This window comes from Flavobacterium suzhouense (assembly GCF_042684765.1).
Classification (GTDB): Bacteria; Bacteroidota; Bacteroidia; order Flavobacteriales; family Flavobacteriaceae; genus Flavobacterium; species Flavobacterium suzhouense.
In genome coordinates this window covers 237,150-251,427 of the sequence record NZ_JBHUMD010000007.1, presented here as the reverse complement: position 1 = coordinate 251,427, position 14,278 = coordinate 237,150, and the positions used below count along the sequence as shown (strand labels likewise).

The 14,278-nt window shown below is 40.0% G+C and carries 16 protein-coding genes; 3 read left to right on the top strand and 13 right to left on the bottom strand.

Annotated features, from left to right (window positions below; all coding sequences use genetic code 11):
• Positions 1-32 precede the first annotated feature (32 nt).
• The 8 genes from ACFSR3_RS06355 to ACFSR3_RS06320 form a co-directional block, all read right to left on the bottom strand.
• Positions 33-596 carry a Crp/Fnr family transcriptional regulator gene (locus tag ACFSR3_RS06355; protein WP_379820220.1) on the bottom strand — a complete coding sequence of 188 codons (564 nt, stop codon included), beginning with the start codon at positions 594-596 and terminating at the stop codon, positions 33-35.
• A complete protein-coding gene (locus tag ACFSR3_RS06350) occupies positions 596-1,075 on the bottom strand; it encodes a hypothetical protein (protein WP_379820219.1) in 480 nt (159 codons plus the stop codon). The genes ACFSR3_RS06355 and ACFSR3_RS06350 overlap by 1 nt, the downstream gene beginning before the upstream one ends.
• Complete coding sequence (locus ACFSR3_RS06345) at positions 1,075-1,794, bottom strand: porin family protein (protein WP_379820218.1); 720 nt, start codon at positions 1,792-1,794, stop codon at positions 1,075-1,077. The genes ACFSR3_RS06350 and ACFSR3_RS06345 overlap by 1 nt, the downstream gene beginning before the upstream one ends.
• Before the next feature lie 154 nt (positions 1,795-1,948).
• Positions 1,949-2,692 carry an SDR family oxidoreductase gene (locus ACFSR3_RS06340; RefSeq protein ID WP_379820217.1) on the bottom strand — a complete coding sequence of 248 codons (744 nt, stop codon included), beginning with the start codon at positions 2,690-2,692 and terminating at the stop codon, positions 1,949-1,951.
• 155 nt (positions 2,693-2,847) lie between these two features.
• Positions 2,848-4,095 carry a beta-ketoacyl-ACP synthase II gene (gene fabF / locus ACFSR3_RS06335; protein ID WP_379820216.1) on the bottom strand — a complete coding sequence of 416 codons (1,248 nt, stop codon included), beginning with the start codon at positions 4,093-4,095 and terminating at the stop codon, positions 2,848-2,850.
• 3 nt (positions 4,096-4,098) lie between these two features.
• A complete protein-coding gene (locus ACFSR3_RS06330; protein ID WP_379820215.1) occupies positions 4,099-4,536 on the bottom strand; it encodes a PaaI family thioesterase in 438 nt (145 codons plus the stop codon).
• A gap of 1 nt (position 4,537) precedes the next feature.
• On the bottom strand, positions 4,538-5,719 hold the full coding sequence (locus ACFSR3_RS06325) for an acetyl-CoA C-acyltransferase (protein WP_379820214.1): 1,182 nt from the start codon (positions 5,717-5,719) through the stop codon (positions 4,538-4,540).
• 111 nt (positions 5,720-5,830) lie between these two features.
• The gene (locus ACFSR3_RS06320; protein ID WP_233506655.1) at positions 5,831-6,424 is read right to left on the bottom strand and encodes a TetR/AcrR family transcriptional regulator; all 594 of its coding nucleotides are present in this window, start codon (positions 6,422-6,424) and stop codon (positions 5,831-5,833) included.
• A 177-nt stretch (positions 6,425-6,601) separates the two neighbouring features.
• On the opposite strand from ACFSR3_RS06320, the gene ACFSR3_RS06315 reads away from it, so the two are divergent.
• Together ACFSR3_RS06315 and ACFSR3_RS06310 are read left to right on the top strand one after the other, a co-directional pair.
• Complete coding sequence (locus ACFSR3_RS06315; RefSeq protein ID WP_379820213.1) at positions 6,602-6,919, top strand: HPF/RaiA family ribosome-associated protein; 318 nt, start codon at positions 6,602-6,604, stop codon at positions 6,917-6,919.
• Between the two features lie 96 nt (positions 6,920-7,015).
• On the top strand, positions 7,016-8,116 hold the full coding sequence (locus ACFSR3_RS06310; RefSeq protein ID WP_379820212.1) for a DNA alkylation repair protein: 1,101 nt from the start codon (positions 7,016-7,018) through the stop codon (positions 8,114-8,116).
• On the opposite strand, the gene ACFSR3_RS06305 is transcribed toward ACFSR3_RS06310, so the two are convergent.
• The 4 genes from ACFSR3_RS06305 to ACFSR3_RS06290 form a co-directional block, all read right to left on the bottom strand.
• Positions 8,091-8,693 carry a low affinity iron permease family protein gene (locus ACFSR3_RS06305; RefSeq protein WP_379820211.1) on the bottom strand — a complete coding sequence of 201 codons (603 nt, stop codon included), beginning with the start codon at positions 8,691-8,693 and terminating at the stop codon, positions 8,091-8,093. The two genes, ACFSR3_RS06310 and ACFSR3_RS06305, sit on opposite strands and share 26 nt — an antisense overlap.
• 80 nt (positions 8,694-8,773) lie before the next feature.
• Complete coding sequence (locus tag ACFSR3_RS06300; protein ID WP_379820210.1) at positions 8,774-9,766, bottom strand: hypothetical protein; 993 nt, start codon at positions 9,764-9,766, stop codon at positions 8,774-8,776.
• Between the two features lie 33 nt (positions 9,767-9,799).
• The gene (locus ACFSR3_RS06295) at positions 9,800-10,519 is read right to left on the bottom strand and encodes a LytR/AlgR family response regulator transcription factor (RefSeq protein ID WP_169519800.1); all 720 of its coding nucleotides are present in this window, start codon (positions 10,517-10,519) and stop codon (positions 9,800-9,802) included.
• Positions 10,516-11,604 carry a sensor histidine kinase gene (locus ACFSR3_RS06290; protein ID WP_379820209.1) on the bottom strand — a complete coding sequence of 363 codons (1,089 nt, stop codon included), beginning with the start codon at positions 11,602-11,604 and terminating at the stop codon, positions 10,516-10,518. The genes ACFSR3_RS06295 and ACFSR3_RS06290 overlap by 4 nt, the downstream gene beginning before the upstream one ends.
• A 207-nt stretch (positions 11,605-11,811) precedes the next feature.
• On the opposite strand from ACFSR3_RS06290, the gene ACFSR3_RS06285 reads away from it, so the two are divergent.
• Positions 11,812-12,483, top strand: a complete 672-nt coding sequence (locus tag ACFSR3_RS06285) for a hypothetical protein (protein WP_379820208.1) — start codon at positions 11,812-11,814, stop codon at positions 12,481-12,483.
• 110 nt (positions 12,484-12,593) lie between these two features.
• Here the strand turns inward: ACFSR3_RS06285 and ACFSR3_RS06280 are convergent, their stop codons facing one another.
• Positions 12,594-14,264, bottom strand: a complete 1,671-nt coding sequence (locus ACFSR3_RS06280; protein ID WP_114758113.1) for a sodium/sugar symporter — start codon at positions 14,262-14,264, stop codon at positions 12,594-12,596.
• Positions 14,265-14,278: the final 14 nt, after the last annotated feature.

Below are 14,278 nucleotides of genomic sequence, written 5' to 3'. Positions count from 1 at the left end.
TTCGTCACAGATATGAAGTGAGGTTTGTCACGCTAGTTGGTAAGCCTGCTCAGGGTTTCGCGCGAAACGCCCAGATAGGAAGCGATCATGGATTTGGGTACTCTCTGAAACAGAGATGGGTAACGTTCAAGCAATTGCTCATAGCGTTCTTTGGCATTGCTGGTAATAAGCGATAAAATGCGTTGCTGCGAACCTATATGTCCTCTGTTAGCCTTTTCCAGAAAAAAATACTCCATCTTCTGAAGTTGGGAACACAGGCTTTTATAATCTTCAAGGGTAAGACAAAATACTTCAGTATCTTCAAGGCATTCTAACGACATGGTAGCTTTAGACTGATTGTGAAAAGCCTGAAAATCGCTTTCCCACCAATCTTCCATCGCAAAGGACACGATATGTTCCTTGCCGGAAGCATCGGTATGTACAAGTTTTAAGAGTCCAGAAACTACAAAATAAGAATACAGTACAGGTTCGCCTTCCTGAATTAGGAACTGATGCTTTTTATATTTTTTTGAAGTAAAATGCGAAAGTACTAACGCAAACTCATCGTCAGTAAGTAATACGATCTTTTCTATATGTTCACGGAGATTTATGCTCATTAGAGAATCAAATTTTTAAATTCTTCCAGTATTTTTAAATAAAGCGTCTTCTCAATACTGAACATATTAATCCTCTCACTTTGGTTATTTAAATCGAAAAATGGTGTTTTAGCATTCCTTAGTTTCCACAATATGTAAATCCGGTCATTAAAACAGAATGAAAATATATAAAAGTCATCGCAAAAAGTTGCAAAACTTCTTATAGAATATTTAAGATGTTCAGCATTATTTTGGTCTTTATATGACTCTAACAGAAATTTAAACAGACTTGTCTTATTTGGAGTAAATTGAAAATCATTAGCTTCAGAATTTGCTATATCTTCCAAACCGGCTAACAAATAACCCTTTAAATATATTAAATCCTCATTAGTTCCCAGAGAATATCCACCAAACCAAATTTTAGCAAATCCGAGTAATTTCTGCTTGTCAGTTATTTTATATTCAACAGCAAAAATATTTTTATCACCATAAATTTCCATTAGAGTATATAAAACATCAGTCCGAGATTAATAGCCCGTAATTTTAACTTTTGATCGGTTCCTTCTATAGGTGCACTGTTATAAACCGGCGTAAGACCATAATAAGCATAAAAATTCCAGGTATTCCACCCCGCAGAAATATACGTACCGTATACAAAATCGTTCAGGTTCGCATCATGTTTTACCGTAGAATTTACATCTCCCCTGAATATGGCTTTATCGGCAAACATCCAGCTGGCCTTAAAACCAAGATAGATGCGCCAAAACTGGTGATCAGTCGGATTACTGTTACGCCAGCGCAATTCTAATGGGATTTCCAGATAATGCAATACCAGTTTGTTCTTATCAAAAGAACCGTTCGATACCATTTGATACGTATTGGTGCCGTCCACATTAAGCACCTGAAGGTTATGCTTAAGGTTACTATACGAATAACCCAACCCTAAAGCTACGGCATAAGTGCGGTTCTTATTAACAGGCATATCCCGTAAAAAACCTAAAGAGATACCTGTAGAAACCCCATCCTGAGAATAATTGTCAGGCTTAGACTGAATCAGGTTATAGGTTAATGAAGCATAAAACTGATCTTCACGGTATTTAACATCATATACCGGAGGTAAACTGTCTTTTTCTATAGTATCGAGTACTTTAGGCTCAAACACCTGAGCCGTTGCCAAAAAGCCCGAAAAAAATAGTAAAACCAAAAATAATTGCCTCATAATGGTATTGCGTGATTGCTGTCTTACAAAGATGCAAAAGTTTGCGCAATAGTTTCAGGCTTACGCCAAAAATTTAAGAAGAAACAAACAGTCCCGTCATAAGCGGGACTGTTTACAGAATAGATGTATATAGACGGCTTGTGCCGGGATGTTTTTAAGAAAGACCGTTCATTGCCAATAATGCCTGCGCAGGATTAGCAAGGCTTAACCTGTATATGTCCTCGGTTTGCCCGGTGTGTATCTGGAATCTGTCAGTATTCAATGCATCAATAAGGTCATTTACCAATACCGATGGCGGTATACCATTCTCTCCTCCTATTTCTGCCGAAAGTGCTGTGTTTACCAGTGGAGGCATTAGCTCGAACACTTTTACTGCAGTATCCCTAAGTGCCAGCCTTAGCGATTTTGTATACGAATGCAATGCCGCTTTGCTTGCCGAATAAGTAGGCAGGCTTTGCGCCGGAGCAAAAGCAACAATTGATGAAACGTTTACGATAGCAGCATCTTTTTGAGCTTTAAGTACCGGAAGCAATTTCTCGGTAAGTCGCACCACCGAAAGAAAATTAGTATCAAACTCGGCTGCTGCGATTTCATAGGCTTTCTCTCCTGAATCAGCAAGGTTGTGAACATCTGCACGACCGGCATTGTTTACCAGCACATTCAGCTCAGGGAATTCGGTTTTTATACGATTAACCAAATCTTCAACACTTTGTGCATTGCTCACATCAGAAGTAATTGCCGTAACATTACCTAGTTCAACTGCTGCTTTTTTAAGTCTTTCCCCATCCCTTCCGGTAATGATTACTTTGTTTCCTAACGCCACGAACTGACGTGCCATTTCTAATCCTATTCCGGCACTACCACCGGTAATTAATATTGTATTTCCTGTTGTTTTCATTGTTTTAGAATTTATATATTATTGTTTTTTACCACAAGGTTCACTATCCCGATAGCTATCGGGATCACTAAGAACACTAATCACTTATATTTAGCACAACCATTTTAGAAGAACACAAAGCTTTGTTCTTTGTGCGTTCTTTGTGTTCTTTGTGGTTAAGTTGTTTTTTTAAATATCGATGTTGCCGTATGCCCACCAAAACCAAAGGTGTTGTTCAGCGCATACTGTATGTTTCTTTTTTCGGGTTCGTTAAGTACCAGGTGAAGTCCTTCGGGTATGGCTGGATCTAAATACTCTACATTAATTGTAGGCGGTACTATATCATTTTTAACTGCCAGCACACTGATAATACTCTCGATTGCCCCTGCTGCCCCTAACAAATGCCCCGTCATCGATTTGGTAGCGCTTACTGACACATCCTGCCCGTTAAAAACAGTATTGATAGCATTCAGCTCACTTAAATCGCCTACAGGGGTTGAAGTTGCATGCGCATTAACGTAATCAATATCTTTTGGAGACAGATTGGTATCCGCCAATGCTTTTTGCATCCCCAGTGCTGCACCAAGACCATCAGCAGGTGTTCCGGTTAGGTGATAAGCATCAGCAGCCATACCGCCACCTATTATTTCGGCATATATTTTTGCACCTCTCGCCACTGCATGATCCCAGTCTTCCAAAATAAGTGCCCCTGCACCTTCTCCTGCCACAAAACCATCCCTGTTGGCATCAAACGGACGTGATGCTGTTTGAGGACTATCATTACGCTTTGACAATGCCTGCGATGCATTGAACCCTCCTATTGAAGCAGGTGTTATTGCGGCTTCGCTTCCTCCTGCTATCATAATAGTAGCTTTACCAAGGCGAATGGTATCGAAAGCGGAGATAATCGCCGTATTGGATGACGCACAGGCTGATACCGTTGCATAGTTAGGACCATGCAACCCATAACGGATAGACAACACCCCTGCAGCGATATCGATGATCATTTTAGGAATAAAGAACGGATTGAATCGTGGTGTCCCATCACCTGAATTAAACTCCTGAAGCTGTTCTTCAAATGTGCTGATCCCACCATTCCCCGATGCCCATATCACACCTACATCAAAACGTTCGTTTTGCGGCATGGCGGCAAAATCCAGTCCGGCATCTTTTACAGCCTCATCGGTTGCCGCTATGGCATATTGCGTAAACAGGTCATACTTGCGCGCCTCTTTTTTTTCTATATATTTTTCTATATCAAAATCTTTTACCTCGTGGGCAAAATGGGTCTTGAACTTCGTAGTATCAAATTTGGTTATAGGCCCTGCACCGCTTTTTCCTGCAAGGATATTCTCCCAGAATTCAGCTACCGAATTACCAAGCGGTGTTATGGCTCCAAGCCCTGTTACAGCTACTCTTTTCATTGTTTATTTTTTAATTTCTGTTTTCAGCAGGTTAGTATATCCTCTGGCAATAAGCCTTGAACGGTCGGCATTCCATAGCTCACATTCAGCATTTACCAATTGTTTGCCTTTCTTAACTACTTTCGTTTCAGCAATTATAATGTCTCCCTCTACGGCTGCCGATAAATAATCGATAACCAGGTTCACTGAAACATAAAAAAAAGGCTCACCATACGATATTAATGTTGCCCCAATAGCATCATCTATAATTGCGGCAGTAACGCCACCATGCAGGGTACGGAAAGGATTTGTCATTTCTTTGCGGACTGTGTACTGAAAGCGAAGATTACCTTCATTTACTTCCAGCATTATCGGCTTTAGCCAGCTCATAAAAGGTGATGGCGAATCGGTAACTTCTTTACCTACCCTGTCTTTGAGGAATTGTGCTGCTTCTGAGAACATATTACTGGTTTTTTAGGTTTTCTATTACTATTGCCGATGCTCCACCGCCACCATTACAAATGGCTGCCACGCCATACTTACCGCCTTCCTGTGCAAGCACCGAAGTAAGGGTAGCAATTATTCTTGCTCCCGAAGCGCCTATAGGATGTCCCATAGCCACACCTCCTCCGTAAACATTTATCTTTTCGGGTGGTATGCCTAATATTTTTCGGTTAGCCAGTATTACTGCCGAATAGGCCTCATTGATCTCAAAATAATCGATATCATCCTGAGACAATCCTGCCTGGGCAAGTGCTTTTGGTATCGCCAGTGACGGTGCTGTGGTGAACCACTCCGGTGCCTGGGCGGCATCGGCATAGCCTATTATTTTTGCAATAGGTTTCAGGTTGTATTTTTCTACCGCTTCGGCAGATGCCAATATAACAGCTGCCGCACCATCATTAAGGTTACTGGCATTGGCAGCAGTAATGGTTCCACCTTCTTCAAATACAGGTTTAAGTGCAGGAACTTTATCAGCTATGAGTTTGTATACATCTTCATCTTTGTCGATGGTTACCTCTCCTAAGCGTTGTTTTATAGTTACAGGTATAATCTCGCTGCTGAACTTTCCGTCTTCAAACGCTTTGGCAGCCCTGACGTATGACTCAAGTGCATAAGCATCCTGCTCTTCCCTCGATATATTGTATTGACGCACTGTAATCTCGGCAGCGTTGCCCATGTGAAAGTTATTGTATGCATCGGTAAGGCCGTCTTTTAAAAGACCATCAGTAAGAAGGCTATGCCCCATTTTGTTACCTACACGTTGCTGTATATAATGTGGTACATTACTCATGCTTTCCATACTTCCGGCAACTACCACATTGTCTACACCCAGTTGAATTTGCTGAGCACCAAGCATCACCGCTTTCATACCCGAAGCGCATACTTTATTAATGGTTGTAGCATCGGTATGATCGTCTATGCCTGCAAACTTCGCAGCCTGTCTTGCGGGCGATTGCCCCAGATTAGCAGATAGCACATTACCCATATATACTGAGTCGATCTCATTTGCAGGAATATTGGTTTCTGCCAACGTACCTTGTATGGCTATTTTTCCAAGTTCTGTCGCGGTGATACCTGATAGGCTCCCCAGAAAACCTCCAATAGGTGTCCTTTTCGCTGAAACTATAAATACATCTTTCATAATTTTATGTTTTATACCAATCGGTATATTTTGTCTCAAAAAAATATATCTTCAAAATTTTAATATTATTCTTCTAAAATATACCGATCGTTATATTTTAGAAGAAAATTTTTAGGTTGCTATGTCCTTAATCATTTTTTCTGCCTGCTTCATGGCAGCCTTAAGTCCCTGCATCTTACCGGTAACCTTCGCCAGCATTATTCCACCCTCAATAAGCGCGATAAATGCCCCTGCAAAATCTTTCGCATTAGTACCCTGTTTTATTTGTCCTGCTTCAACGCCATCATTAATCACTTTCTCTAAATGGCCGTACCAGTTTTCAATAGCTCCTACAGCTTTAGCCCTAAGCTGCCCGTGCGTATCATCCGATTCAATAGCTGTATTCAAAACCGGGCACCCCCCATGCAACATAGGAAGATTGACAAAATCAGAAAATACCGTAAGGTATACTTTTAGCTTATCTATATTATGGGGCTTACCTGCCATTTTAGACTTTATAAGGGCAACTACATTCCCATAGTTATAGTCAAAGGCAGCCAAGGCAACCTCATCTTTGCTTTCAAAATTACCATAAATACTGCCTTTAGTCAGCCCTGTGGCCTCAACAATATCGTTTATAGAAGTACCCGCAAATCCTTTCCTGTTAAAGATGGGAGCTGTTTTTTCTACTATAAATTGTCTTGTCTTTTCCGCTTTGCTCATCATGGCATTATCATTTTATCACTACAAAATTATACCAATCGGTATATTATTCCAAGCATATTTCAATTATTTTTTTCTATGATACCATAAACCAATTAAATATTAATGTTAACCTATTTTGTTTCGTTATTGAATGAAAAATCGCTAAATTTACTATGAATAACCACAAAATACATAACTATGCAAATTCAGTTTAGCATTGACTGTAAAGACAACGGTCATGAGAGAATAGAAAATTATTTTACCACAGTAATAAACGAAACACTAAAAAGATATGATGATAAGATAACAAGCGTTACGGTACACCTGGCCGATGAAAACGGTGCCAAAACAGGTCCGGACGATAAACGCTGTACTATCGAAGTTCACGCAATGGGTCTTAATCCGGTTGCAACAACAAACCACGCCGATTCGGTTGAGAAAGCCATTAAAGGCGCAGCCGACAAAATGAAAAATGCACTGGAGCATGCTTATGGCAAACTACAGAAAAGCCACTAAGATTTTACAAATTTCTATACGCAAAAACCCTCCGCTTTCGGAGGGTTTTTATTTCACCATAATTAAAGTATGTTTGCTATGTAAACTATCATTTCTATGAGCGTCCTTAAAAACATATACTCTCCTGAATTTTACGAACGCCTTTCTGCTGTTTTGGACCAATCGCTTCCCGAATTTGACAAAACTAAATTCATTACACTTATAAACTCCGATGGTTTTGACCATAAGGAACTCAAGGCAAGGATGCGTCATACTGCCGTAGTCCTTCACGAATTTATGCCAAAGGATTTCAGTAAAGCCGTTGTTGCTTTAGAGACTATAATAGAAAATATGAGAAAGGCTCATTTCACTCAGGACAGCCTCGCCTGTATGTTCCTGCCGGATTATGTTGAGCTATACGGACTCGATCATTATGACGATGCCATCCGTGCGTTCGAATATATTACGCAGTTTACCAGTTGTGAGTTTGCCGTTCGCCCATTCCTTATCAAATATGAAAAACAGATGCTGGCGCAAATGACTACATGGTCCAGGCATCATAACCATCATGTTCGCCGTTTTGCCAGTGAGGGTTCAAGACCAAGATTACCCTGGGCAATGGCGATACCTTCCCTTAAAAAAGACCCTACACCTGTACTACCATTACTGGAAAATCTAAAAAATGATCCTTCGGAATATGTCCGTCGCAGTGTAGCCAATAACATTAACGATATTGCCAAAGATCATCCGCATATTGTTTTGGATATTGCTAAAAAATGGAAAGGCAACAGTAAAGAGACCGACGCCATTGTAAAACACGGTGCCCGAACTCTGTTAAAGCAGGGGCATTCTGAGATATTAAAAGTTTACGGACTTGATGCCTCACAAATTGACTTTTCAGAATTTAAAATAGATACGCCTAATGTAAAAATGGGCGACAGCGTAGAGTTTAGCTTTGTCATCGAAAACAAAGACAACAGGCCACAAACCGTACGCCTTGAATATGGTATGTACTACCGTAAGGCTAAAGGACAGCTGGCTAAAAAAGTCTTTAAGATAAGTGAGAAAATATACCAGCCGGGTGAAAAGGCTGTGATAGTACGCAAACAATCGTTTAAGGCAATAACCACAAGGGTATTCTATGCCGGAGAACATCAGTTATCCATTATTATCAATGGTGAAGAGAAGCAGCCTATTTTGAGTTTTGAGTTGGTTTAGGTTTTGAATTTTGAGTTTTAGGACTCCGGGATTTCGAATTTGTTGTTTGGGTTTTGGCACTTGCTTTTTTGGCCTTGGAATCAGAATCTTTTGTCCCGGGACTTTTGGCTTTAGACTTTTCCCTTTCCGCCACTTTCATTTCATGCCTTGCCTGTGCTTCACCTATAGAATGTGACTCCTTTAGTGAACGGGTCTTTTGAGCCAAAGCTGCCAGTTTTTGATAATATTTTTCCAGCACTTCCATTTCTTCTTCGCTTATATCCTCGATATCAACAATGCGGTTAGAGGCAAGCTCATGCGATGCCACCAACTCGTTAAGCTTTATCTGAATCGCAAGCGAATCTTTATTCTGTGACTTTTGGATAAGGAATACCATTAAAAAAGTAATGATGGTCGTTCCCGTATTAATGACTAGCTGCCAGGTTTCGCTGTAGTCAAAAATAGGTCCGCATATCGCCCAAACTACTACTATTAAAAAAGCTCCAAGAAATACAGGTGTACTTCCTGTGGCTTTGGTTACCTTCTCCGCAAATTTTTCAAACAGATTCTTTCCTTTTTCTTTAGATTGCGCTGCCATAACAACTTATGTTTATATTCAACCTAAAGTTATGCAATAAGTAAATTACTGTGTGGTAAAATTATCTTAATACCGGTAACCTATTTTTTCTTTCTGTTGCTAAAAGGATCGTATGAAAAACCAAGACTAAAATAGCCCGTGCCATCCTGTTTAGTTGAGAGTAAATAATCATTGGTAGATTCTCCCCTAGAACTTACCTTTGATATAAAAACATTAGATAATCCGGTTTTAAACTTACCTACAAACCCGTCTCCTAACCAATGCTCATAGGTAACCCCCGAGCGAAGTTCAAGCTGTCGGTAATCGGACACATTGCCCGGATTGATTTGAGATGACTGAAAGTAAAACCCATCACTTACCAGCTCGGTCCCAAACGAAAGCCTTCCGTTTTTATAAATATCATGCTTTATAAATAAACGCTGTGGCAAAATTATATCCAGCATCCACCCGGAGTTAAATTTGTGATCTAATGTAAACACAGGCGCTACAGGTACCGGAGACGTTTTATCTATTAATGCAATCATACCTAAGGTCATTTTTGTTTTTTGGTTCGCCTTAATTACAAAACTTCCTCCAACAAAACCCTTAACACGCTGTGCATCGCGTTCAGTACCATCAACAATTAAACTCGCATTATATATAAATGGCTTTTTGAATAAAGTTGTAAAACCTGTAAAACTTACTACTCCCGACAAGTAATGAAAATCGTATTTTTTATCATAAAAAGGAGCCACCATTCCTGCTCCGTCCTTTACCTGCTCCGTTTCCATGAATTCATACTTGTAATTCGCCGTTGCCGTAATATTCCATTTCTTTTTTATGACAACTGGAATATTGGCGAAAAAATTGAACTTCCCCCTGTTTTTTATCCTCCCGCTTATAAAGTCCTTATCCAGCAATTCGCTATCAAAATCCTGAGGGATATACTGAACATATTTCACATCGAAAACCCGGGCAAAAGGGAACTTATCGGCAATTACAGTCTGGGCTTTTTGCTTTAGGGAATCGGCCTCCTGAGCAGTTACATTAAGGCATAGCAATGCCGATGAAAATAAAAACAGCTTTTTTTTCATGATTGGGTTTGATTTGATTGATGATTGAACTTCCTAGAGTTTGCCTGAGAGATCTTTACCTAAATACATCTCTAAAAATTCCTTGCGAAATACATCGCCAATGGGTATTTCAGTATTCTTTATAAAAATGGTATGATTGTCAAATGAATCGATGTGATTAATGTTTACTACATATGACTTGCTTACCCTGGAAAACATTCCTGCACTGAGGTGGTTATGGATGGTCTTCAGGTTCATCGCAGTAATGATCTTATTGTCTTCAATATAAATTACCACATAATCCTTAAGCCCTTCTATATACAGTATATCCCTAAACATTATTTTATGGTAACGCCTCTCCGATTTTATCAGCATAAATTCGGCATCCATGCTTTCCATCTGGGCATTTTGCCCGGTTAGCAGTGCGTTGTAACCTATAGCCTTTTGCACCGCTTTTAGCAGCCTTTCTTTTTTTACGGGCTTAACTATATAGTCTACCGCCTCTACCTCATAGCTTTGCAGGGCATACTGCGAGTAGGCCGTGGTAAAGATCACCAGCGTTTCACCCGAAATTGTAGCTGCAAAATCAAGTCCCGTTGTACCCGGCATCTGTATATCAAGAAAAATAAGATCTACCTTATTTTCTTCCATAAATGCCCTGGCTTTCTTGGCACTGTTAAAGCTACCGATAACTGTCAGCCCGGCTATATCCTGTAGCTGAAGCAGCATTCCTTCACGCGCCAACGGCTCATCGTCTACTATAATACAATTCATACCGGTAGTATCAGGTTAACTTCATATTCTTCATTATGGTCGTTTATCACTAATGTATAATTCGTACCATACAATAATTCCAGTCGTCTCTTCACATTGGCAAGCCCCAGCCCTCCATTGGCCGACTGCTCCATTGGCTCTGTCGGTTTAGAGTTGACACATCTAAAATGAAGCTGATTGGCCATTATTGTAAAATCCGCTTTTACAAACGACGGATTATCTAAATCAACACTATGTTTTATAGCATTTTCTATAAACGTAATAAACATATTTGGCGGTAGTATAAGCCGCTGTACTATCTCAGCATCGGCAGTTGCATTCTTCACCTCCAGGCTGAAGGTAAACTCATCACGCCTTATTTTTTCGAGTTCCATAAAATCATTCAGGAACTGTATCTCTGGTATCAGCTGAACCGATGCCGCATTATTCTCATACAACTGATAGCGTAAAAAATCAGACAGCTTCATTACTATAAGCGATGCCTTAACCGGATCTTTGGTAACCAAAACATTTACATTGTTCAGCATATTGAACAAAAAGTGCGGATTTATCTGGTTTTTCAGCTCTTTAAGTTCCATTTGCAACGAGTTCTTTTCCAGCTCCGCCATACGGGTAGTATCGGTTTTCCATTGCTGAAACAGCTTTATTGCCGTTGACGAAAAAACGGTAAGGGTAAGAATATTAGCGGCAGCCAGTATTTCCCTCCACACATTCATCTTTATAGGCTTAGGCAATATCCTGTGCGGATCAAAATAAGTAATATTAATTTGTCGCATTGACGAAAACGTAAGCACTATAAGCCCTGTAAGGGTTATTATATAGGTAATGTATTTCCCCTTAAAAAGCTGATAGGGCACCAATACATACATATTAAAATAAACCATAGTCAGGAAATAGGCCATCCACATTATACGGACATACAAGTAATAATTACCTTCAAATTCTCCGGCTTCTCCACTGTCAAGTAGTGTCAGTACCAGGTACAGCCATATCATTAAATGGCGGTATATCCTGTATTTAGGTTCTACAAGAAAGTTTACAAACCCGTTGTTATCGGTACAATATATATCCCTGAATTTCTGCATACTTTTTTAAATCACTGCGAAATACGTTAAAAACAATGTCTTATAAAATCATTTTATACCAAACCCCACTTATTTTATACGAAAACGGTTTACTGATTTTTTAAAGTAACAAGCTAAAAATGTTTGGTATAACAAAAATGCCGTTTGGTATAAAAATACGCATCCCGATGTCATACAACGCTATTTTTGATAGAAAACTTTTATACTATGGATGCCAAAATGATAGAAAAATGGATAAGTGCTCTTGAAAGCTGTTCAGCTTCAGACAACAATAAAGACATTGATAATATTATCAGTTTATGGAAGTTTGCGTCGTGCTATGGCCCCAAAACCACAATTAACGAAAATGGCTCATTTAACGACGGTAAAGGAAGCGACATCAAAATTACTTTTACAGATGTTGCCCTAACCAATGCTGATACTCCCAATATACTTTCTACATTAGGGCTGAACATAGGCGCAGGACTTCATGAACTTAAAGACTCTTATTACGTTTTGCTTCATGACCAGAAAAAAAATTATACTCCTGCGCGTTTAATTGATTTAGAAGAAGAAATAATAAATGCCATACATGGAAAGATAATCCCTTACAGCTATGTAAGAAGACTGACACGCGTTAATGGCAATGCCGGCATTTATACCAATACATCCGTAAAAAAATGCGGCAGGCAGGACATACTATCAGCTATCAATGATTCCCCGGCTCCAAAAGATGACTCTGACTGGCTGGTACTGATACTTGATAATCTATCGTCGCAATGTGATAGTTTTTATTTTGACCTTAGTGTGCTATCGCAGCCTTTTGCCAGCAGCTATAAAAAAGTAATGCTGTTCGATTTTTATAAAGGTGAGATTATCGATCTGGTAACCATCAAATAAGAAAAGCCCTTTAAGTGTAACACTTAAAGGGCTTTTGTTTTCTCTCAATATTTAACTGGCCTCATCCCCAAGCTCTCTCCAAAGCGGAGAACTGGGGTGAGCCTAAAATTCTACCAGAAGAAGATGTACAGCGCAGCGATAAGCGCCGTAACAATAACAGATCCTGCAAGGAAACCGTTAGACACCTTAAACATTGAAGTATCTACCTCAAGACCATTAGGCGTAATGCCTTTACGGTATTCTTTAAGACTGATGTATACCATACCTGTTACACAGATAAGGAATACAAAGCCCATCCTGTCGATGAACGGAATCTCGTAAATACCATCGGCATTTGCTACTGCAAAGCCCCAGTCGTATAACCAAGATAAGTCTGTCATACCCGGAAGGAACTTAAAGATAACCGAGAAGATAAATCCGCCTATCATACCAAACAATGCTGCGTTAGACGTAGTTTTTTTCCAGAAGAATCCAAGGATGAACATCGCAAAGATACCCGGACTCAAAAAGCCTGTAAACTCCTGAATGAACTGGAAACCTCCTTTTTTATCAATTCCAAGGAATGGTGCAATGATGATCGCGATTATCATCGCTGCTACTACTGTAATCTTACCTATTTTAACTAGTTTCTCTTCGCTGGCACCCGTATTGATTCTTTCTTTATAGATATCTAGTGTAAAGATTGTCGAAATACTGTTTGCCTTACCTGCAAGCGATGCAACAATAGCCGCTGTAAGTGCTGCAAACGATAGTCCTTTAAGTCCTGAAGGCAAAAGGTTAAGCAGTACCGGATAAGCACGATCAGGATTAAGTTCTCCTCCCTGAAGCATTTCCGTCTGGAAACCACCCTGCTGGTGCAGTACATAGGCCGCAATACCCGGCAATACCACAATAATAGGCATTAGCAATTTAAGGAACGAAGCGAATAATATACCCCCACGGGCAGTCTTAAGATCGGCACCAAGGGCACGCTGTGTTATATACTGGTTACAACCCCAGTAGTTCAGGTTAATAATGATCATACCTCCTATCAGTACCGATAATCCCGGAAGGTCGGCATAGTTAGGATTGGTCTTATCAAATATCATATGGAAATGGTCTCCCGCCTGAGTAGTCATGTGGTTAAAACCATCAATTACACCCGATCCGCCAAAGTGCTCGGCAACAAGGTTAAGCGCAAGGTAAGTAGTAGCAAGACCTCCCAATATCAGGAAGAATACCTGTATAACATCGGTATACCCTATTACCTTCATACCACCAAGAGTAATAAATATGGCAAAAACAGCCAGGAACGCCATACACAGGTTCAGGTCAAAGCCCGAAATACTACTGATAGCCAATGCTCCTAAATACAATATAGAGGTAAGGTTTACAACCACATATAATAACAACCAAAACACCGCCATAATCATGGCTACACGTCCGTTGTAGCGCTGATTCAGGAACTGCGGCATGGTAAATATCTTGTTCTTCAGGTATACCGGTATAAAAAATACGGCAACCACTATAAGTGATACGGCAGCCATCCATTCGTAGGTAGCAATGGCAAGCCCCATTTTAAAGCCGCTACCGCTCATACCAATAAATTGCTCGGCACTAATGTTACTGGCAATAAGTGATGCACCAATAGCCCACCATGTTAGTGAGCCTTCGGCTAAAAAGTAGTCGTTACTACTGGTGCTTTCTTTCTTTTTTCGCCTGTATATCCATAATCCGTAACCTACAATGAGGACAAAGTAGAATAAGAAAACGATATAGTCGGCAGTCGATAATGCTTTCATAGTTTCTTGTGTGT